General features: G+C 45.1%; 15 protein-coding genes. All 15 read right to left on the bottom strand.

From position 1 onward, the window contains the following. Positions 1-34: 34 nt before the first annotated feature. Positions 35-931, bottom strand: coding sequence for a YitT family protein (locus ACYIA1_RS16365; RefSeq protein WP_259013188.1), 897 nt, complete (start codon positions 929-931; stop codon positions 35-37). A gap of 646 nt (positions 932-1,577) precedes the next feature. Next, positions 1,578-2,144 (bottom strand): GNAT family N-acetyltransferase, encoded by a 567-nt coding sequence (locus ACYIA1_RS16360; RefSeq protein WP_259013187.1) that lies wholly within the window; start codon positions 2,142-2,144, stop codon positions 1,578-1,580. Positions 2,145-2,153: 9 nt separating this feature from the next. Beyond that, complete coding sequence (locus tag ACYIA1_RS16355) at positions 2,154-2,309, bottom strand: hypothetical protein (protein WP_154396191.1); 156 nt, start codon at positions 2,307-2,309, stop codon at positions 2,154-2,156. Positions 2,310-2,447: 138 nt separating this feature from the next. Next, positions 2,448-2,915, bottom strand: coding sequence for a hypothetical protein (locus ACYIA1_RS16350; protein WP_480335905.1), 468 nt, complete (start codon positions 2,913-2,915; stop codon positions 2,448-2,450). Between the two features lie 384 nt (positions 2,916-3,299). Continuing rightward, positions 3,300-6,200 carry a TIM-barrel domain-containing protein gene (locus ACYIA1_RS16345; RefSeq protein WP_480335903.1) on the bottom strand — a complete coding sequence of 967 codons (2,901 nt, stop codon included), beginning with the start codon at positions 6,198-6,200 and terminating at the stop codon, positions 3,300-3,302. 19 nt (positions 6,201-6,219) lie between these two features. After that, on the bottom strand, positions 6,220-7,908 hold the full coding sequence (locus tag ACYIA1_RS16340) for a RagB/SusD family nutrient uptake outer membrane protein (protein ID WP_005863635.1): 1,689 nt from the start codon (positions 7,906-7,908) through the stop codon (positions 6,220-6,222). Between the two features lie 26 nt (positions 7,909-7,934). After that, the gene (locus tag ACYIA1_RS16335; protein WP_480335901.1) at positions 7,935-11,249 is read right to left on the bottom strand and encodes a SusC/RagA family TonB-linked outer membrane protein; all 3,315 of its coding nucleotides are present in this window, start codon (positions 11,247-11,249) and stop codon (positions 7,935-7,937) included. Between the two features lie 103 nt (positions 11,250-11,352). After that, complete coding sequence (locus ACYIA1_RS16330; RefSeq protein WP_480335899.1) at positions 11,353-12,291, bottom strand: FecR family protein; 939 nt, start codon at positions 12,289-12,291, stop codon at positions 11,353-11,355. A gap of 105 nt (positions 12,292-12,396) precedes the next feature. Next, positions 12,397-12,984, bottom strand: coding sequence for an RNA polymerase sigma factor (locus tag ACYIA1_RS16325; RefSeq protein ID WP_005863638.1), 588 nt, complete (start codon positions 12,982-12,984; stop codon positions 12,397-12,399). 174 nt (positions 12,985-13,158) lie between these two features. Continuing rightward, positions 13,159-13,956: a carboxylesterase family protein gene (locus tag ACYIA1_RS16320; protein ID WP_480335897.1), complete on the bottom strand. Its 798-nt coding sequence runs from the start codon at positions 13,954-13,956 to the stop codon at positions 13,159-13,161. Positions 13,957-14,227: 271 nt separating this feature from the next. Beyond that, the gene (locus tag ACYIA1_RS16315) at positions 14,228-16,021 is read right to left on the bottom strand and encodes a family 43 glycosylhydrolase (RefSeq protein WP_122114995.1); all 1,794 of its coding nucleotides are present in this window, start codon (positions 16,019-16,021) and stop codon (positions 14,228-14,230) included. 18 nt (positions 16,022-16,039) lie between these two features. Next, a complete protein-coding gene (gene bglX / locus ACYIA1_RS16310) occupies positions 16,040-18,316 on the bottom strand; it encodes a beta-glucosidase BglX (RefSeq protein ID WP_122114994.1) in 2,277 nt (758 codons plus the stop codon). A gap of 14 nt (positions 18,317-18,330) precedes the next feature. Further along, entirely contained in the window at positions 18,331-20,586 is a 2,256-nt protein-coding gene (gene bglX, locus ACYIA1_RS16305; RefSeq protein ID WP_122114993.1) for a beta-glucosidase BglX, read from the bottom strand. Positions 20,587-20,598: 12 nt separating this feature from the next. Next, positions 20,599-21,993, bottom strand: coding sequence for a glucoamylase family protein (locus ACYIA1_RS16300; RefSeq protein ID WP_373133249.1), 1,395 nt, complete (start codon positions 21,991-21,993; stop codon positions 20,599-20,601). Positions 21,994-22,002: 9 nt separating this feature from the next. Next, positions 22,003-24,159: a family 43 glycosylhydrolase gene (locus ACYIA1_RS16295; RefSeq protein ID WP_480335894.1), complete on the bottom strand. Its 2,157-nt coding sequence runs from the start codon at positions 24,157-24,159 to the stop codon at positions 22,003-22,005. Positions 24,160-24,225: the final 66 nt, after the last annotated feature.

Raw genomic sequence — 24,225 nt, 5'->3', positions numbered from 1 at the left:
ATTTTGAGAGGATGAGACGGGGCGTGCCCCGTCTCTACTTTGATTTCTTTAGTTTAAAATGATCGAATCCTTCCCCATAAACCCCGATTACGGCGCTTTGGGATACAAAGGCGGTCGGATCAATATCATTAATGATACGGAAAATCGTAGTGGATTGCCGTTTTTTAGCGAGCACGAACATCATCTTCTGTTCTTGCCCCGTATATAACCCGGTAGCATCGATCACCGTAACCCCTCGGTGCAACGCATTAATCTCCTTACCAATCTCTTGATACTTCTTCGAGATGATAAAGAATTGCACGGACTGGCGGGCACTGTTCACGATCTGATCCAGCACGAAACTACAAACATATAACGTTACGAAACCATATACCACTTTCTCCCAATCCTTTAGCACGAAATAACTGGAGGTGATAATAATCATATCGCAGATCATCATGACCCGTCCCAGCGTTATATCCCGGTATTTATTGATGATAGCGGCAATAATATCCGTTCCACCCGTACTACCGTTCGAGGAGAAAGCGATACCGATACCACTTCCGCAGAAAGAGGCTCCCAGCACACATGCCATAAACGGTTGGTCTTGTAATAAATGCATATCGGCCGTCAACTTCTGGATCAGCGACAGGAAGAAAGTAAGCGTAAACACGGCGAAGATCGTCTTGATACTGAACTTAAAACCTAATATTTTCAAGGCAAGCATCAGCAAGACGGCATTAATGAGGAAGTAAGTGTACTGAACAGGAAATCCCGTAGCCCAGAAAACAATGGAAGCGATACCCGGCACTCCACCTGTCGTAATGTCATTCGGCAAAAGGAAAACGGTCCATCCGATACCGTAAAGGATCATCCCCAACGCAATCATCAAGTAATCCTTCATCTCTCTGAACATTACTTGTCTGGAAGTCACTAATAAAGTAGGTTTCATCTTATTTGTATATTTTTGCGGGCGCAAAGGTAGTGAAAGTTATCGGACGTAGGTTATTTCCTTTTCCATATTCCCCATAAATATTCTCCCTAGTATCATCCCTTCAATAATATCTCTTTGGCAGCGAAATAAACGATAAAAAACCTTTTTGATCAACATGAGGCAAATATCATGACAAGTACTTCTGGCGAAAGTAGCGAAATAGCGGGAAGGAGAAGGCTATAAACGGCGTTTTTTGTTAAAAAGGACCACTTTTCACGCATGAATAGCCACGAAAGCCTATGCAATAGGCCGCATTAGGCGACGCATATACTCACGTCAGGCATCATGAGTAGTCAAGAATAGCGTCGCAAGTACTCGTGAATAGGCATTCGTACCCTATTATAACCCTATCATTACCCTATTATTTCCCTTTTTTGGCCTCCAGATATGAGTTATGATGAATAAATTCCGCTAGAATAAAAGGCCGTTTTCAAGCATCTATCTACCAACCAAGCAATTGCTGATTTTTCCTTGCGTATTTAGGGACAAGCCGTACTCTTGTACGGAAAAAACGATTCTCCGGGACTTTAGTCTACAAAGTGTCAGATTGATATATGAGCTTGTTTCGAGATGATATAGAGAACGTATTCGCTTCGCTGAATGGTTACGACACCGGATAAAGTGTCCTGAACATTCTTAATGTACCCTTATTTGGATTCGGATATTCGCAAGCCGAGAAACAACACTTATCATAAAAACCTACAGCATTGTATTCTTGTGTATTCAAGGCCTCTACTGTAATAAATTGGCAACCCGCCAAATCCTGCTTTTGTGCTTTTTGGACAATAGCCTCCACAATGATCTTCCCTAAACCAGACTTATGGTAATTCTTGTCTACCGCTAAATAAGCAATTTCCAATGCGGGATAACGGGGTTTAGTCAAAAATATATCTTTGTAATTAACAGTAAATTCTGGAATATTTGTATTAGAGACCCCTGTTATAATTTCATTTCGATCATCAATATCTAAATCCAAGGAATCAAAACTCAAAGCAAACAATGCTAAGACTGTCGATTCTTTTAAACTCTCCTTAACGATATAAGCACTACAATAATGATTTGCGATACTAAGATCAAAACCATCTTGGATAAAACAATCCATAGGAATAACACCACAACAAAAGTCATGTAAACAAGATGTATCTGTTAAGCGCTCAAAAATATATTCCATGATCAAATATTATTTCCATAGAATGGAAACCTCTTTGGTAATCCGACGGTTTCTTTGGATCTCCTTTTTATCTCGTTCGTCCAAATCTCCAGTCTGAATACGAAGAGCTTTCTCTTTGATCTCTTTGGCGAATTTACCAGAGACAAGCGTCCTCTTTGAATTCATTCCTAACATAAAAAACTCCTATACTTTAGATGTATGGAACAAAGGTATAAATTTTTCAAATCTGTTCCTAATTAACGAGTAAGAAATTTCCTAGAATGGTATGAGACGTAACATAACGCTACGTCTCTACAAAATATTTCACTCTGTACCTAAAAAACTCACATTATCGATCTCCTCTCCTCTTTCATTTCGCAGACATTGAATATCCTTGATCTGGCGGTCGAAAAACATGAGCAAGTCATTGATGAGCCTTCCGTTCTGGGATAAAAGCAAAACCCCATCCATCAATTGCGTTGACAGGTAGCGAACTTTCATATTACTTACATGCTGATCGGGACGCTGCAGATAAACGGCCATACATCTGTACAAAATTGGTGCTATTTGTATCCACGGCAGTTTTAGACCTACCAACAGATTTTTAACGCTTTGCAACTGATGGTTCAGATAATCAAGGTCATCCGCATCTCTCTCAAAACAGAAAGCTTCTTTCAAGCGTCGTACCTCTTCCTTAAAAAATACATCACTCAACATTTCCATGTTCGAAACCGGAGCGTCTTGCTCTGAACCGACAGGTTCAGTTACGGAATAGATCTTTTCCTCTTCCATAATATATTAGTTGTAAGCAGGCGGAAAAAAGAACGGTCCCGCCTGACCCGTTGATCAACACTTTACCAGAAAGCTGGAGGCACATTAATGCACTCCACGGGGGTACGGAACCGTCATATCGGATCGGTTACAGGCAAAAAAATGCCTGCAACCGAATAGAAGCAGGTATTCTACTCTGCTTTCTGGTTTTAAAATGTTGATCACAGCAAATATACTTCTTTTTCCGGATATCCAACCTATAGAGGATAAATAATCAAGGCAACCGTACCAATTATCTATTTATCTATCGGAAAGATTTAAATATATGTTGAGACTATAAATAGAGCCCCCTCACGCTATACTATCATGGAAATTGCGGAGGAGGCCGTTTCAGTCTAAAGAATCTTATAACTTGACAGAAATTTGTTCACCTTTGTACTCAATTACCTTTGCAGGCTTACCCTTATTATCCCATCCCGCAGGAGCATTCGGGCTTACGTAAATAATATTGAAAGTTCTCTCTGATAACATCCCGGGATAAGAGCCTTCACGACTACCGATTGTCAAAGTATTCGTCGCATCGCTATAATTAAAATCGATCTTCGAATAAGTTCCTTTCTGGTAATTATTGTTCGTACCTTCATCTTCATATAGATAGAAGGAGCCATCCTTTCCGGCATAAACATAGACATCTATCACTTCCGGTTTTTTCTCATTTACATAAGTGATCTCCGGACCATATAATAAGATACCACCTGACGGAGCAAATATCGGCATACGTTCGAATGGAGCCTCAACCTCCTGCTTTTGGCCACCTTTATAACGTTTACCCGTATATAGATCATACCAATCCGTTCCTTTCGGGAAATACACCTCACGGGAAGTCGCTTTATAGGTATATACCGGGGCGATCATCATAGAGGGGCCGAACATATATTGGGTAGAATTATCCCGGACAGCCAAGTCGGAGGCATAATCCATCACCAATGGACGCATAATCGTATAATCATCAAAATACGTCTTACCTGCCAACGAATAAATATAAGGCATCAAGCGGTAACGCAATTGATTATAATACAAGATCGTCTGATAGGCCGGATGATCTTCTGGGGCGATATTATAAATCTCACGCAATGGAAACTGTCCATGCGCACGGTACAAAGGGGTAAATGTGCCAAACTGATACCAACGGGCATTCAGTTCCCGCCATTCCTTCAAGTCGTCATTCTCAACACCGGTCTTGTCATAAATAAGCTGTCCTGTACGATAACGGTTCTCCACGCAGAAGCCACCGATATCCATTGTCCAATAAGGTATACCGGAGATTGAGAAGTTCAACCCCGCAGAAATCTGAGCTTTCAATTCCTCCCAACGAGTACCGATATCTCCGCTCCAAGAAGCGGTGGAATACCTTTGTAGGCCAGCGAATCCGGAACGAGTCAACAAAAATACGCGATCATCCGGATTTTCCTTCAATTGCCCCTCATAAATAGCCTGCGCATTCACCAACGCATACGTATTATAATATTGAGCTGAAGGGCCTAAAGCTGTCGGGCCGGTCAACGCCTTTTGGTAAGACATCGGTGTACAATCCTTAATATTCGGTTCGGAAGCGTCCATCCACCAAGCGTCCACTCCCAAACGATATAGGTTATCATTCATTTGTTTCCAGAATAACTTACGGGCACCGGGGGCATAAGCATCATAAAATGTAGCCACGAATCCAGGTGGAACAAAATCAAGGATGCTATCCTTAACCGCTTGCAGGTAAACCCATCCGTTAGCCGCCAATTCTTTATAATTCTTTGTGGTAGGATAAAATTTCGGCCAAACAGAGATCATGAAACGGGCATTCAAATCATGAATCGCATCAACCATACCTTTCGGATCAGAGAAACGTGCCGGGTCAAACTCATGGCTTCCCCATGAATCAGTTTTCCAGTACTGCCAGTCCATGACAATATTATCCACACCCATTTTACGTTTTCGGAGCTCACGCAAGGCCGTCAATATCTCATCTTGCGTTTTATACCGCTCACGGCTTTGCCAAAAGCCCATCGCCCAAGCAGGCATGATCGGCGATTTACCGGTGACATACCGATAGCCTGAGATTACCTCGTCCATCGAATCACCATGAATAAAATAATAATCTATATCATTTCCCATCTCCGACCACATAGACAATCGCCCTACTTCTTCTTCCGGACGAGGAGACAATACTTTCAACCCGATATAAGAGCCGGCTCCCTCACGCCATTCGATACGCACCGGGACTTTCTTTCCCGCTTGCAAATCGGCCGTGAATTTCAAGCTATTAGGATTCCAAGAGGGCCGCCAACGTTCTTCTACCACCAGTTTATTATCCAAGAAGACTTTCGTATACGCTCCATAGAATAACTTAAAATGATAAACACCACTTTCTTTCGGTTCGATCTCACCTTCCCAAACGACCAAGCTGTTCCTGAAACGGAATCCTTCCGGGAATTTATCAAACGTCTCTCCCTTAAAATCAAACGTCTTCGGAAGAGGTTGGTGCGTAAACAGGGTCTCGTAATCAATTCTGGACTCTTGACGTTCCGCAAAGACCTCCAATCCATTATTTTTATAATAAGTAGCGGTCAAACCTCCCTCTTTCCCATTCTTATCGTACAACTTAAAGATATCCAAGTTCGAATAAGGGCGTGGATCACCGTACCGGGAATAAGAATAGTTATCGAATAAGACACCATAATTCTTGGAAGAAACCACGAAAGGCACCGATATCTTGGTATTATACTGATACAACTCCTCATTTTTCGATTTATAATTAAATTCATCCGACTGGTGCTGCCCCAATCCATAGAAAGCCTCGTCTTCCGGTGAATTAAATTGCTGGCGAGTCGTATAGCCTTTGCGACCTTCTACCTCTATCGGCGTAAACTGCCGTCCACCGTTACTTTCTCGCAATATTAGCTTACCCGACATATCATAGAATGTCACTTCTCCCGTAACAAGACTGACGGCCGCACGTAATTTGCCGGTATTCAGAAATACGGAATCCGAAGTCGATTCGACATTCCATTTTACCGGGGCCTTTACCGGAGCGACACGGACTAAGCTCTGCTTATCCTGAATCTTAGCCTCCGGGCTTGCCGTCACTTGAATAACCTCATCATTCACAACCAACAAACGAACCGTTTTCGATTGGTTCAGCTCGCCTTCCAGCAAGCTGACCAATATACCATTCGCTATCTTTTTATATCCGGCCTGCGCCGAGAATGGTAAGACAGCCAATAGCCCATATAACAATAAATACTTACATCTCATATCCTCTAAATTTAAAGAATTAATAACCCGGATTTTGTGTTAATTTTGTATTTAGCTCAAGCACAGAAGTAGGGATCGGGAAAACGGTTGTAAAACCGGTATTATCCACTACGTAATCGCCAGTGGCGACATTATGATGCACTCCCGCATAACGATCAGTCGTAGGTTCCGTATAAGTCCCGAAACGTATTTGATCCTGACGGCGCATCCCCTCATAAGAGAATTCCAACATACGTTCATCCAAGATATCTTGCAAAGTCACGTTACTTTTCTGTCCGGCTTGTACACGGTCACGAATCTCATTCACTTCCGCATCACCGCTTTGTCCCATACGAACTTTCGCCTCAGCCGCCAATAACAAGGCATCTGCATACCTCCAGAACACCTTATCATTATTATGATTCAAATAAGAAGAAGTCGTATTATCCACCTCATATTTAGACATACGGGCTCCCGCAAATTTTAATATCTGGTTCGGTACATCCTCCTTAAAATCAACAACCACATCCATTGGGTTATAGCATAACTGAGCTCCATCGCCTAAACCCGCATCTATCGGCTTGCCATCCACGAACACCGGTCCATAAAAGAACGTCATATCCATACGGGGATCTTGTTCATCCGTACCGTACTTGAAAACTTTCATCTGTTCTACGGTAGCGCAGGCACCATTCCAACCTTGCAAGCCATAAGCGGATGCGTGGGCCGCATGTAATGTACGAGTCGGATTATAATCGCTCACTTTATAGGTAGTACCATCACTCGGTTGGGTCCAGATATTTTCTACCGAACTATCGTTTGTCTTGGAAAAATTCTGGGAGAAGTTGGGTTGTAGACTATATCCCTCCTTTTCTATCTGTTTCTGACAATAAAGAACCGTCTCCCAAGCGTCACGAGTCGTACCATCCAACGCAATCTTAATGTTTTTACCGGCTTGGTTTACATACGGCGCCACTTTAGCGATACCACCCACCAAAGAACCATCATTCCAATCATCTTTTGACAAGATAGGACTATTAATAGCGACTTTCGCCATCGCCATATACCCCACAGCCTTGGTCACCCGGCCATAATACTTGCCCATATTCTGGCATTTTCCACTGGGCAAATGGGGAATGCAATCCGTCAACTCATCCACAATAAACTGATAGACCTCACTTCTCGAAGATTGATTCACATCCGCCATCACAGTCTTCGAAGAAGTAACCAGAGGTACACGACCGAATAAATCGACCAAATGATAATACAGAATCGCACGCACGGCACGAGCCTCATATTGATAATCTTGCAGATAGCTCTCCCCACCCGCTTGAATGAAGGTCTCCAGATTATCGATCGAGGTATTACAGTTACCGATAATCGTATATAGCGCATTCCAAGTACTCTTTATCGTAGCGTTACCCGGACCATAATTATGCAAAAACAAGGATTGCCATTTACCTCCATCTACCCAGTCGCCTTGTCTTCCCGGCAATATCCAAGCATCGGAAGAAAACTCTTGTAAAGTATGCACATTATCCGTACTTCCATATAACCGATTCCCAAATGAGGTATAAATCGTAGCGATCGTATTTACATACACCAATTTCTCACTTTTATAAGCTTCTTCTTCCGGTATCTTACTCTTGGGATCCTCATCCAAAAATCCGGAACAAGCGGAGAATAAACCACCTAAAATCAGCATGGAGCTCACCAATACTTTTTTCATGACAATACGTATTAAAAGATTAACAATTAGAATTTAACACCCAGTGAGAGTGAATAAGTACGGCTCAACGGATAAATCAATTTATCATCCACACCCAACGTACCCGAAACAGAAGATTTAGACGCCACATTCGCCGAGTTGATAAGCGGCGTCATACCAGAATAACCTGTGATGGTCGCGACATTGTTAACAGAGAACGCCAAACGCAAGGATTTTAAATACTTCTCAATCTTCAGTTTCTTGACGGGAATATTATAACCTAACGTAATATACTCGATATTAACATAGTTACCATTTTCCAGATAATAATCAGAAATCTTGATGTCGTATATCCGCTTATCCAACGCCCCATCCAATATATTATAGGTTGGATACAATGATAAATTATTAAACGTCAAACTTGTACCATTATAGATTTTATGCCCGAACGCCCCATTTAATTGAACCGCCAGATCAAAATCTTTATATCGCATATTAACAAAGCCACCCATATATACCTTTGGTAACGCTTGACCCGCTATATAACGGTCACCGCTATCCGATAAGTCCACTTTGCCATCGCCATCCAGATCCGCGATATCATAAACAAACTTACCATCTTCCTTCTCTACCAATCCGTTGCAATGAGGAATATAGAATACGCCTAAGGGTTGTCCCTCCGTCAAGTAAGTAACACCCGCATACTGGGTTAAGCTAGGAGCGTTCACCGCCGATACTTGGATATATTTACTAGTCGTAAACTCTGACCCCATATATGTACCACTTAATGATTTAAGCTTATTCTTCTGGAAAGACAGATTCGTACCCACGGTTAATGAGAAATCTTTTTTCTTGATGATATCGCCGCTGATCGCTACCTCAAAGCCGTTATTGGTCATTTCTCCTAAGTTCGCAAGCATAGACGTATATACGAACGGAGGAACCGGAACGGTATAAGTGTACAACATATCTTTCGTAGTAGACGCATAATAATCCATTGTCAAGCGAAGACGGGATTGGAACATCGCTAAATCCACGCCCACATCAAACGTATACTTCTTTTCCCAACGCAAATCCGGATTTGGATTTGAATCGATATAGAAAGTAGTCGTAGCCGATCCATCCACCAAGGTCGTTCCATTCGGAGCCATCAAGGAGAGGGATTGATACGGATCGATCGCATCTTGATTACCGGTCACGCCATATCCGGCTCTCACTTTCAAGTTATCGATAAAAGTCAAGGACTTCATAAAAGCCTCGTTCGAGGCGATCCAAGCGACAGAAGCCGACGGGAAGAATCCCCATTTATTACCATAACCTAATTTAGAAGAACCGTCGCGACGGACATTCGCCGTAACTACGTAACGGCTATCATACATATAATTAAAGCGTGCCATATAAGATAATAAAGCGAAACGGGTAGCATTAGAGGTAGCGTCACCCCAACTTATGTTAGCACCGGCTTTCAAGTTATTATAGGTAAAATAATTCGTCTCGTAACCGCTGGTTTTCGTGGAAGACTCGAACAAAGACTGTGTCTGCGCCTCCAATAAAGCCAAAGCGTTAATGCTATGCCGTCCGAATTCCCTTGCGTAATTCAATTGGAGATTTCCCATCAAGTCATTTCGTTCCGCATATTTCAAATAGGCCTGTCCATTCCCGTTCATCGAACCCTGTTGGATATCATTCGGGATATAACGCCGGTCATTCAAGCTATAGTAAGTATACGAACCGAATCCCGTCAAGTTCAATCCCTTGATGATCTCCACGTTTACACGTCCGTTCACGTTCACATGAGAGGCTATTTTCTTATTTGTGATCTCCAACATACCTAAGGGGTTATATACCTCGATCGCGGTCTTATCCTCATCCCAGATACCCGTTTCCGGATTCTTATAGTTCGGATACGTAGGATTGTAAGCTGCCGCCGAATAAATCGTACGGTACATATCAAATTGATGATCGCCTTCCCTACGTGATCCAAACATGCCTAAATCAAACTTCACCCGTTTCTGGAAAGCATACTGGCTTGCGTCCACTTTGGCCGTATAACTATTGGAAGAAGAATTCTTCAACAAACCCGGACGGCGGATCACACCGAGAGAGGCCCTTAGATTGGAATTATCATTACCGCTCGTAAATGAGAGATTATGGGTCTGGGTAAGACTGGCAGAACGTTCCACCTCCTCAAACCAATTCGTACTCGCTCCCATATCATTCGTACTCAATCCCATAGCCACCGCACCGGCACGCCATTCATCGGCCGTTAACATTCCCAAATTCTTATAAACCTTATTAACACCGAATAAACCATTATATTCAATTTGAGCGAAACCGGCTCTACCCTTGGCAGTCGTAACGACAATTACCCCGGACGCACCCCGTGAACCATACTGAGCCGTCTCCGAAGCATCTTTCAAGATAGTCAAAGACTCTATATCGGAAGGAGAGATGGCGTTCAACATACTTAAATCTCCAAATACCCCATCGATGATAACCAACGGATCATTGCCTCCGGATAGAGAGGTAGTACCCCGGATACGGATATTCATATCACTCGTAGGGTCTCCACCTACATTACTGATAACAACACCAGCGACCTTACCCTTTACCGCATCCAAAGGCTCCGTAACGACACCCGAGTTCATATCCTCTTTCTTTACTTTCTCCACAGCACCAGATACGGAACGCTTGTTTCCTATGGCGTAACCCACAACAACAACATCATCCAGCCTTTGAACGTCTTCATCCAATGCAACATTAACCACCGAAAGATTCCCTATACTCACCTTCTTACTTACATAGCCAATATAAGAGAAGACTAATGCCGCTTTTCCATTTTGTACTTCCAGCACATAATTCCCGTTAAAGTCGGTTACCGTCCCGTTTTGGGTACCTTCCTCCAGCACGCTGACACCGATCATCGGTTCTCCTTGGGCATCTTTTACAACCCCGCTAATTTTCTTATTTTGTTGCTTTATTACCGCATGGATCTCTTTGTTCGCCTTCGCTTTGTAGATTATAATATGCTCATCTTTTATCTCATACGTCAATCCCTGTTTTCTCAGAACCTTATTCAAGACATTCTCGAGTGGCTCTTTGCTGACATCAACAGACAAAACCTCTTTCAAATTGACTTCACTACTTTTATAGATAATAGAATAACCAGATCGTTTTTCCAACTCACGGAACACTTGTTCTAAAGTAGTCTGATTCAGAGATAAATCAAGAACAACCGGAGACTCTGTGGCAGCTAATATATTACTCGTATTTAGTATTAAAAATAACATGCCGATTGCCATAACACGAACTATAAAGTATGGTGTTCCATACTTTACACGAATTCCTGTGTCTTTCTTCATGATAGATAAATTTAAATATTAACAATAACTAGAGGTCATTTCAAATAGCTTGGCTCCTACACTCTTTTCCAGATTTCACTTCATAGGCAAATTAATTTAAGTATTAAACGTTCTTGACTAGCTTGATTTTTCCATCCTTCTGAATATATGTCCATGAACGTTGGTAAGATAACTTTTTGAGAATATCATCCAAACTCACGTGTTTCCGGAAACTTGCGACATATTTATCATACTTTATCGACTCGGAGTCTATCTCGATCCTCACGTTGAACCGCCTTTCCAATATGGTAGAGATTTCTGCCAACGTCTGATCCTTAAACACCAGAATACCGTCCTTCCAGCACGTATAATCTTCCGCATCCACCTCATGGCAATAGAGTTTACCTGTATGGCTATCTTTAATTACCTGCTGATTAGGAGATAATATCATATTGTCCTTACCATGATCCGTCAATACTTGCACGGAACCTCTTTCCAAGGTCAACACGGCTTGGCGATCAGTATCATAAGCCTTGAAACTAAAACGGGTACCCAATACTTTCGCCGAGAATTGCTTTGTATGTACGATGAACGGGCTCTCCATCTTCTTCCTGACATCAAAGAAACCTTCACCCTGTAAGCACACTTCACGGTTATCGGAAAATTCGGCCGGATATGTCAAGCTAGATCCTCCATTCAACGTAACTTGAGTACCATCAGAAAGGGTGAGATGCGTGATAGCACCCTCCGGAACTTCCACGACAATAGGCGCTTGAGCCGTTAAGAGCTGCCGACTATTGATGATTCCGATAGAAACGATTACAGAAGAAAGAATCAAGATTGCGATAGAAGCGGCCACCGGCCAATAACGGAATAGACGGGTTCTTCTAGTTGCCATCAGATTATAACGACGTCCCAACTTCTCTTCCACCCGTTTGAAAACAGCCTCTTTTCCCTCCTCCGCTTCTTGAACGGATAAAGTGTGTTTCGCTTTTATCGCATTTAAAAGCTGTAAAATCAGCTTTATCTCTTTTTCTTGATTCTTTTGATTATCCACAATCATACACTTTTTACTTGTAGGAGCCACCTACATTTGATTAATGATTCTATAAATAAAGAGTATGGAAGTCTTTTTTACCTATAAAGGGTATCACGAGTTTAACATTCATTAAAACAACAGATGAATTCTCCTTTTAACGACATTGTAATATCGGCTCACCGCATCCAACATTTTCCGGATTGCGATATTCATTTGTTGCTCCACGGTTCCTTCCGTTATTGACAAGGCTTGAGCGATCTCTTTATGCTTCATTCGCTCTTCACGAGCCAATAAGAAGATTAATTTGCAGCGTTCGGGGAGTTCGGAAAGGGCTTTATTATATACCTCTGTCATCTCGGCGTCAAGCAGATCACTATCTACCTCATTCGTATCTATATACAAATCTATCGGTAGCTCATCAATGGATATGTTTTGGCGTTGATGCTCTTTCTGTTTCAAGTAATGGAAAGATTCGTTTCTACTGATGATAAATAACCAAGCGTTCAGGTCTTCTATATCAATCAATTCTTCCCTTCTTTTCCATAGGATACAGAATACCTCGGATACGACTTCCTCACGATCTTCCTTATTTGGCAGAAAATATCCCACAAAACGATTGACCGTGGCATATTGTATGTCAAACAACTCACGAAAAGAGGCATAATCTCCTTTCGCGACACGAGACAGTAGAGTTTTTAATATGAATTCGTTTTTCATTACGATTAGTCAAATCCATTGTCTTTCATAACAGATGGACTCATCTCTCTCCTTTTGTGGCAAAAGTAATAAAAAACTTATAAACAAAAAGCCTTATCAAATATTTAGCTTCTTCTTAATAAGAGGGAAGCACTTATATATGATAAGGCCTATAAAAGATACAAGACTTACTAACTATAAGCTATGCTGGAACATCCAAGCCAGATAATCCGGTTCGGCGAAAGCGTTATCCCAACTGTTATGGTCTACACCGGGAAATTCCTTATAACGGACATCAGCTCCTGCTTTCTTCAATGCCTCATTAGCGTCACGGGAGAATTGTACATCGACTACGCTATCGGAGCCGCCATGATAAATACTGAAAGCCGTCTTGCCCTTAAAGTTTGCCAAACGTTGCAAATTCGCTCCACCACAGATCGGGGCGGCAGCGGCAAACAGGTTCGGGTAACGCATCACGATATCGAACGTGCCCATACCTCCCATTGATAGGCCGGTTACGTAAATGCGTTTCGTATCGACCTTACCTTCCGCTATATAACTATCCAATAATTCCTTGACGGCGGCCATCGATTGTGTGGCCGGAGCATTCAACGGATAGAAACGCTTTCCTTCTTTTCCGGCGTTCAATCCCTTATATTCAGACCAAGTCTTCTCGGCCGGGCATTGAGGCGCTATAATGATAGCCGGATATTTGGTTTGATTCTCGAAAGAAGCGAACATATCGCCACCATGTATTAATTGGGCCTCATTATCCGACCCTCGTTCGCCCGCTCCGTGCAGGAACAGGATTACCGGGTATTTCTGCGCCGGATTATAATCTCGGGGATACAGAACCCGATAATTCAATTGATAACCATCACGAGCCGTAAACTGCTTTTTCAAAAAACTAGCCTTATCACCAGCATATCCAGCAATGGAGAGAAGAAGGCAAAGAGACAGAAAAAAAATACTTCTAAGTGTTTTCATAATCATATATTCAAATGTAAATACTATCTACCTAGATCGATAACTTCCGCAAATATAATTAAATAGTCTGTTAAGGCGTTGTATAATATCAAGATTAAACCAACTATTAGGACGTGAGCGGATTCGTTGGGATGCTTTAGATGTAGATTTGAGCTTGTCTATCATAGCAAATCCAGATAAATACCCGTTAGTAAGTAAATAATCGAATATTGTATGTATTTTGTAGAGACAGATTGTCCTATCTCTACAAAATACATTTGAAAATGATACCGAAAGATTATTGGGCTTCCTGTATTTTTGTCGCTTCTGATACACCGTTCTCGTTGAATGCCTCGATGGTGAAATAATAAGGCTGGTCGGTGGACAGACTCTTTAATAGTAATTCATTCTTTCCGTATAGGAGCCATGAATTGTATAGTTTATCGGGAGCGATACCCCAACGGATGTTGTAGCCTTGGCTGTTCTTGGCTGCGTCCCAAGTAATCATCGCATCACGGCGGTCCGCTTGGCGAACGACCTTGAAGTTCTTCACCGTCGCAGGTTTCTTGCCCTCACCGATACCGAACACACGCAAGTCCGAGATCGCCAGATGAGGCGTCGGGACCTCTATGTTCTTATAACGGACATAACGGACACGAGCCGGATTATCCACTTGTACGTAGTCATTCGGGACATCCTTATAATTATTCCGGCGATCCACCAACGTTACCCAATCCTGCCCGTCCAAAGAGCCTTCCACCGCATAACGGTGGCGTAAACCGGGAATACGTCCATACATATTCGATTGATGATCGTGATAATTCACTTGCACAGCATACACCGTAGCGGGAACCTCCAGATCGATCTCTACCCATTCGGTATCTCCATTCGTGCGAGCCATCCAGAATGTCTTACATTCCTCATCCGTCAAGTTGGCCGGAAGGAAATTGGCGGAAGTCTTGGGACGGTTCGATTCCGTGAATCCTTGCGCGGCGGGAGCGGAACCCTCCGCATACGAGGAAGCTTTCACCGGCTTTTTATAAGAAAGCAACATCCACCCCGTAAACTCTCCTTTCTTTCCCGGCTCGGCGGGAGCGTAATGCGGATAATCACCGAAGTTATTATCACAATACATAATGCCCTCCTTATCGAAGAAAGTAGGATACATGCAGAGGCGACGCTCCCAATTCACCGTAGCCGAGAGAGACATAGAGGCGAAATGCCAATAGTTGCCACCCGGCCCCACCAAGGTACTTCCGTGTCCGGCACCATTCATGAAACCACCGGGCTTATAGCTTACCGGGTTATGCGATTGGTACTTATACGGACCTAATGGGGAGTCCGCCACATAAACACCATCGGCATATACGTTGAATTCCGTACCGGGGGCGGCATACTGCATATAATATTTACCGTCGTGCTTGGTCAGCCAAGCACCTTCCATATAGCCCCCCAATACCGTATCGGTATGGTTCTCGCCAAAACGTTCCCAGCCATGCTTCGGCATATCCAAGCCGAAAAGCTCGACCGTCTCACCCTCGATCAAGAAACGGTCATCCTTATTCAGTTTCTTGCCCCGAAGCGGATAAACATTGGAAGAGCCCCAGAATAAATAAGCTTGCCCGTCATCATCGATGAATAAATCCGGGTCTTGTAGGTCGTGGAGTATAGCAGGAGTAGCGTTCCAATTACCCGATTTCGGATCATCGGTATAAAGAACGCTCATGGAGCCGGAAGGATCACCCATCACATAAAGCACGGAATCCTTATAATTATGAGCGGCGGGAGCGTTGGAACCCTGAGGATACCAGTTTTTACCGGGAGTGATAAAATCCCAGTTCAACAAATCTTTCGAATGCCAGTAGCCATGCGAACGGGTTACGAACATATAATACTCGCCCCGGAATTCTACGACAGCGGGGTCCGCACCCGAACGGTAAGACAGATTGTTCGATGAGTTATAAATCATATACGTATAATCCACATTAAGCGGATTACAATACGTATTCGCCCGCATGGATTGAGCGGTGGCGGAACCTCCGGAAGCAGCCAAGAACAGAGCCGAAAAGATATATTTTGATAATAGTTTCATGTTGATATGTATTAATTTTTACCGCAGAGAGAAAGAAGACTGATTCGTCTCGTCGGCAGAATTCAAGCCTACCCAAACCGTGAAATCACCCGGCTCGGCTTTCTTCTGCATATCGATACCATAGAAAGCCAGCAAAGCTTCGTCAATCGTGAAAGAGACTTGCTTCTTCTCGCCCGCTTTCAAAGTCACCTTCTCGAAACCTTTCAGCTCTTTAACCGGACGGGTCACGCTACCCGCCAAGTCGCGGATATACATCTGGACGACCGTCTCGCCATCCACCTTACCCGTATTCTCAACCTCAGCCGTTACCGTGATCTTGCCCCCTTTCGTGAAAGAGTTCTGATCCAGCTTCATAGAGTTCACGGCGAAAGTCGTATAGCTCAAGCCATAACCGAACGGATACAACGGTGTGTTAGGCACATCCATATATCTGGATTTATAATCCGTATCCGGAGCTTCCGGAGGAATCGGGCGGCCTGTCGGTTTCTGATTGTAATACAGAGGCAATTGACCTACCGTACGAGGGAAAGACATCGTCAGGCGAGCGGACGGATTATAATCGCCACTGATCACATCAGCCATACCATGACCCGCCATCGTACCCAGATACCAAGCCTCCAAGATACCGTCGACATGCTGATCCTCCCAAGAAAGATCCAAAGGACGTCCGTTCACCAAGATCAAACCAAGAGGTTTACCCGTCTTTTTCAATTCTTTCAACAAGGCTTGTTGAGCGCCCGGCAATTTCAAGTCCGTACGGCAAGCCGCCTCACCACTCCAGTTGAAATCCTCGCCCATAGCCGCCAATACGATATCCGCACGGCGAGCCGTAGCGATCGCCTCAGCGAATTTAGATGAATCATCAGTCAAGAGATCACATCCCTCGGCATAAATGAACTTCACGTTCGTACCGGCATATTTCTCGGTCAGACCCTCGAACAAAGAGATACTCTCCTCACGCTCACCCCGGCCGGCCCACTCGCCATTCTGGTTGATCTTATCTTTTACCATCGGGCCGATCAAGGCTACCGTAATATGCTTATCCTTCGAGATCGGGAAGAAGTTATTATCATTCTTCAAAAGGACGATCGAGCGAGCGGAAGTCTCACGAGCCTCTTGCAAGAACTCCGGCTTCATGATCGTATTCTTCTCACGCTCATTGTCCAAGTAACGATACGGATCATCGAACAAGCCCAAGAGGAACTTCATCTCCAAGATGCTCGCCACGGCACGGTTGATATTCTCTTCCGAGACTTTACCCTCTTTCACGGATTGTACAAGATATTGGCTGTAGATGCCACCCGTCATATCCATATCGATACCGGCGTTCGCAGCCAGTTCCCCAGCCTCCTTGTCATTTCGCACGATACTATGGGCTACCATCTCATTGATACCGGTATAATCGGTAACCACGAAACCATTGAAGCCCCAGTCCTTACGTAACAAATCGGTCATCAACCATTTATTACCCGTGCTGGGTACTCCGTTGATCTCATTGAAGGAGGCCATGAACGTAGCGACTCCCGCTTCCTTTGCCGCTAAATAAGGCGGCATATAATAATTCATCAATGTATTTTGCGACAACTCGGACGTATTATAATCACGTCCGGCCTCAGCGGCCCCATAAGCGGCAAAGTGCTTGCAACAAGCCAAGACCGTATTCACGTCGGCCAACGAACGCCAATCGTTTCCTCCTTGGAAACCCTCGACACGGGCCTTCGCGATCAAGCTTCCCAAATACGGGTCCTCACCGGCACCTTCCATTACACGTCCCCAACGGGCATCCCGGGAGATATCCACCATCGGGGCGAACGTCCAAGCGATACCGGAAGCGCTCGCCTCATCCGCCGCGATCGCCGCGCTTTTACGCATCCGCTCCAAATCCCAAGAGCAGGATTCCGCCAACGGCATCGGGAAAATCGTACGATAGCCGTGCACGACATCATAACCAAACAATACGGGTATCTTCAAACGGCTCTCGGACAGAGCCATCTCTTGCATTTTACGTACGCCATCTACCGTATATACATTAAACAAGCTTCCTACAAGACCTTGTTTCAGCAAAGTCTCATAATCCCCCGTCATAACCGGGCCGGTCACATCCCAGTTACAGGAGTATTGGGCCATCTGCCCCACCTTTTCCTCCAAAGTCATCAAAGAGAGCACAGAATCTACACGGCGTTCAATATTTTTGTCGCCGCTGAAGCTTTTCCAACCGCTTACAGCGGGCTGCTGGCATCCCCCCAAGGTAGCGGCAACGGCCGCACCAGCGATAAAAGTCGTTAACCTTTTCATTATTCGTATATGTATTATTTGTTCCAAGTCACCTGCGCTGATTTCACGTCTCGGGAGTTCGTACCTACGTAGATATTGAATAAGCCCGGTTCCCAGATGTATTCCAATGCGCTGTTATAAAATTTCAAGTCTTCCGGCGTAATCGTAAAAGAGACTTTTCGGCTCTCACCCGGTTTCAAGGAGATCTTCTGGAAGTTCTTCAACTCTTTCATCGGACGGGAGATGCTGGCAGCCGGATCGCCGATATATAACTGTACGACTTCCTCGCCCTCTAGCTTGCCTGTATTCGTCACCTGTACGCTGGCGGTCAATACACCGTTCTCTCCTTGCACACTCGTCTTATCCAATTGAAGATCACCGTAAGAGAAAGTCGTATAACTCAAGCCATAGCCGAACGGATACAAAGGATCGTTCGTGATATCCAGATATTTAGAAGTGAAATGATCATCCGGATTCATTGGGCGGCCTGTTTTCTTAGCATTGTAATACAAAGGAATCTGGCCTACGCTACGAGGGAATGTAGTCGTCAATTTACCGGAAGGATTCACGTCGCCGAACAATACGTCCACCAATCCGCGAGCCGCGGCGGAACCTCCATGCCAAGCCTCAACGATCGCGGAGAATTGGCTATCCTCCCACTCTAAGGTCAACGGACGGCCATTCGCCAAGACCAACACCACCGGTTTACCGGTCTCCAACAAAGCTCTTAACAGCTCTTTCTGGCTCTCCGGCAAACTAATATCCGCACGGCTGCAAGCCTCTCCGGACCAGTTATTCGGCTCACCCATCACGGCGATGATACGATCCGCATCTTTCACTTGCTCAACCGCTTCCTTCACCAAACGGGTATTCTCCACCGGATCAACCTTCAAGCCACTGGCTTTCGCCAACATCGGCTCGTTCGTCAAATTACATCCCTTGGCGAAAATCACACGGGCCTTATTGCCAACCATTTCCTGCACGGCCTGCACTACGGAAGCTGACTTCGCCGTATCGATACCACACCATGTCCCGAACAACTCAACCTTCTTATCCGCCAACGGGCCTACCACGGCGATCGTCCCTGTCTTTCGCAAAGGCAACAAACCCTTGTCATTCTTCAACAAGACAATGGATTTGCCGGCGATATGGCGAGCCGTATTCATATGCTCATCCGTGAATGTATTCTTTTTCGCACGATCCGCGTCCAAGTAGCGATAAGGGTCCTCGAACAAGCCTAATTTATATTTCGCCTCCAATACACGGCGGCAAGCCTGATCGATATCCGCTTGAGACACACGGCCCTCTTCCAACGACTTCTTCAAGGTCGTGATATAACCATTTGTCATCATATCCATATCCAAGCCGGCATGCAAAGCCAAGGCCGATACGGTCTGCGTATCACCCAAACCATGATTGGTCATCTCGCCGATCGAATTATAATCGGAAACGACAAACCCATTGAATCCCCATTGATCACGAAGCAAATCGGTCAATAACCAACGGTTACCCGTAGCCGGAATCGCCTCCACCAAATTAAAGGAAGACATGGCCGTGGCACAACCAGCCTCTACAGCCGCTTTATAAGGAGGGAAATACTCATTAAACATCTTGATACGGCTCATATCCACCGTATTATAATCACGACCGGCCTCGGAAGCGCCATACAAGGCAAAGTGCTTCAAGCAAGACAAGATCGTGTTCTCTTTCGTCAAGTCATCTCCTTGATAACCTCTCACCATGGCGGCGGCGATCTTTCCACCCCACCAAGGGTCCTCTCCACTACCCTCGGCGATACGTCCCCAACGAGCGTCACGGGCGATATCCACCATCGGGGAATACGTCCATGTCACACCGTTTGAGCTGGCCTCGATAGCGGCGATACGGGCACTTTGCTCGATCAACGTCGTATCCCAGCTACAAGACAAAGCCAATGGGATCGGGAAGATCGTATGATATCCATGAATTACATCCAGTCCGAACAAAAGCGGAATTCCTAAGCGAGATTCCTTAACCGCTATCTCCTGCAATTTACGGAACGTCTCCAGCTCCGAGCCTCCCGTAGCACCCAGCCAGCCCCGACGAATCGTCTCGTCCGCACCTTCCGAGCCACTCAAGATGCCGGGAACACCACCACCGGACAAGTTCAGCTGTCCGATCTTCTCATCCAAAGTCATTTTACCCATCAACTGATCGATAAACGTATCCATCGCTCTCGTATCTTGAACGGGCTTTTGTCCGTATGCCGCAAGTGCCAAACAAGCGGCGAATGATAATATAATCTTTCTCATGTTATTTAAATATTAAGATTCTCTCGCATTATGGATCGTGAAACCCAATTTCTTCAAACCGTCCTGGATTTCCGGACAGCTCATAAACAAACGCCACAGAAGGCCCGTACGGTAATTCTCGATCATCGGGGTGATCGTACATTGGTCTATCGCCAGATAACGATGCGGATACCAATTCTCGCCTTCACTGAAAGCGTCGTAAAAACCATACTTACCCCAGATGCTATCTCCCAGATTGAAATAGAAATGTTTCAATGCCTTCGAGGATTCCTCCGGTGTATACGGATAACTGCTCAAGGCGGCTGTCGGCGTAATTACCCCATGATCGTTGGAGGGCATATGCGCGTTATAGCCTTTCACGGAATAGCTGGCGGTCAATCCCCAGCAAGCGTCGCTATATCCCTTGAAGCCCTTCGGATTCTCCGCGCAATAACGGTAATCGATCAATACGTGATTCCGGTTCAAGTCCCAGTAGTTAGCGTATCGATCCGATAAGCCGACCGGACATAGGCCGATATAAGAATAATGTGCCCAGAACAACGGACCGCCGTACTCCTCGGCATAATTATGTTTCAAGATCAAAGGTAAATCGTAAGCGACCGCATCGCTCTTGATCCCTCCTTTACGAGCCCATCCGTTATGATAAGCGGAAGCCGGGATCGGATACGTAGGCGAAGACGCCGCCAAAATATAAGTAATCAGACATTCATTGTAACCTTCCAAAGGAAAATTCATCTCCCATGCGTAATTCGGGCTCCAATGCCAATACAATACATCCTGCCCGTTCAAATACCATGTCCATTCCATCTCACGCCATAGCTGGTCAATCTTCGCGGCCAACGCTTTCTCGCTCGCATTACCGTCCTTGAAATATTGGCGTACGCATAAGAGACCTTGCATTAAGAAAGCGCTCTCTACCAAATCGCCTCCGTTATCCTTCTGGCCGAAAGGCTTTACCTTACCCGTAGGTCCATGCATCCAGTGAGGCCAGACCCCATGGAAACGATCGGCCTTCGCCAAGTAATCAGCGATTTGATGAAAACGGGCCACACCTTCCTCACGGGTGATAAAGCCACGCTCAATACCTACCAACAGCCCGGCGATGCCAAAACCACTACCTCCGGTGGTCACGATATCAGCGTCGTTCTCAGGATACACGCCATCCGTATGGATACGCTCACAGGCCAGTCCGGAGGTAGGCTCCGCACCTTCCCACATATAATTAAAGTGAGCCTTTTGTATATAGGTCAAGAATTCATCATCCGACTGAAAATCCAACTTACGCTCATTGGGCGTAGACTCTGCGGATGTGTCACTTTTCTTGGCCTCATGACAAGCGGTCAACGAAAAGCCAAGCAACAGGGTAACAACGCCTGTACGGAAATAGGTATTCATAGATATATACATTTAAAATAGTTATCGTCTCAATACTTTACTCATCGGTGAACGGCCGCTCTCTCCCAATGCCTCGATCGAGAAATAATAGTCCGTATCCTTATCCAAGCCCCTGAAATCGTACATCGTATCTCCCAGTACCGTGATACTGTTGTACAATTTATCCGGCGCTATACCATAATAGATATTGTAAGCGTACGCCTCTTTTACCGGCTCCCAAGTGATCATCGCATTCCGCTTATCCGCTTTTGAGCGTTCCACCTTTAAGTTCTTAACGGCGGCGGGAGCTTCTCCCAAACCATTTCCAAAAATACGAAATCCAGACATAGCGAAGTTGCCCGAAGGCACATGTTCGTTCACTATTTTCAAATAACGGGTTTTCAAAGGCTCACGCAACTCGATATAGTCGTGCGGAACGTCCTTGTCGTTATCGCTCTTATCGACTACCAATTCCCAATTTTGTCCATCTATAGAATGATAAATACGATATTGATGATACAAGTCCATCGCCTTATTATGCTGTACGGCTCTATGCTCGTAATAGTTCAACTGGATCGCACGTACCTCTTTCAATCCCTCTAAAGAGATCTGGAGCCATTCACCCGGCTCTCCCGAGCGGGCGGACCAGAAAGTACGCATGCTCTCATCCGTTACATTCTCTGGTACTAACGTACTATCCATGGAAGAGGCCATCACCGGTTTTCCATACGATAGCAACATCCAACCGGAAAACGTATTCGCGATATCATCGACCTTCCCTTTCGGCGTAAGCAAAGGATAGTCCCCGAAAGCGGTGTTCGAATACATCACGCCATCCTTATCGAATGCCGTAGGGTACAAACCAATACGACGCTCAAACTTATATTTCAAAGAAAGCATGCAAGTAGCCACATGCCAGTAATTGCCATACGCATCCTCGAAAGTACCACCATGACCGGCACCTTGTACGAAACCTCCCGGCTTATAGCTCATCGGGTTATGTTTCTGGTAGGTGAACGGGCCCATCGGCTTGTCGGATACATAGACACCATCCGCATAGACCTTGAACTCCGTTCCCGGCGCACCGTATTGGAAATAATATTTACCGTTATGCTTGGTCACGAAAGCTCCTTCCGTAAAAGGCGCTAAAGTCGTACTATCGTCATTGTTCATCCCGAAACGTTCCCATCCGTGTTCTTCCGGGCGCAGCATCATGATCTCTTGGATCTTGCTGATCGGGTGGAAATCACGGCGATCCAGTTCCACTCCCTTCAAAGCGAACTCATTACTTGAACCATAGTACATATACAAACGTCCGTCATCATCCAGCAAAAATGCCGGGTCCCAGCTAGGAAGAGCCGTTTTCTCCACATACCGCTTGAACTTTCCGCTTTTCGGGTTCGTACTATACCAAATAGGCAATCCCGCATAGGTAGAACCGGTATAGAACAAGGTATCTCCACTTACGAAAGCCGCCGGAGCGCACAAGTCGTCATCTTCCGGATAACGTTGGAAACCGGTGAATACGAACTCCCAATTACTCAAGTCCTTGGAATAATAGAATCCGGCTTGATTCGTGGCGAAAAGGAAATATTCCCCTTTATACATGACCATCATCGGATCGGCCGTAGAGCGGAAAGAGCCATTCTTCACCAAATCCGGCAGATTCGCCCGGAAGCAGTAGCTCAAATTCATCGGGTTGCAATAGGTAGAGGGATGATCGGCCGTAGCGTCGAACCAGCGGGTGGCTTGCTGAGGAGCTTTTACCCGTACATCACGAGGATCCGCCTCCATCCGGATATCTATTTTCGTATCGTTATCGCCAAAGGCGCGATAAGCGTACTTCATCCCCGGATAATACACGAATAACTCATGATCGTAGCGGCTTGCTTGTATCTTATAATAGCCTGTCGCATCGGTGGTATAATGAACCGGGCTAGCCGTGAACATCACCGTAGCGCCTTCCAAGGGCTTGCCGTCCGGTCCGGTAATCGTACCTTCCAGAAAATGTTTTTGGGATACGGTAATATAGTAATCGCTTACCTGCCCCTTGATCACGATCACGGAATCTCCCCGCTCGTTTACTTGAGCGTTTACGGTAGAGACCGCAAAGAAAGAGGCAAGAAGTGATACGAGCATACACTTATTGTAGGCTTTTAAGGAAGCGCTAGAAACTCCTACGTCTTTCCGGAAAAACATGTACGTGTTTTCCGAAAAAGACGTACATGTTTCCGAGAAAACACGTACATGTTTTTTCCAAGAAGC

The organism is Parabacteroides sp. KHUB-02 (assembly GCF_056640955.1).
This window is presented reverse-complemented; position numbering and strand designations above follow the sequence as displayed.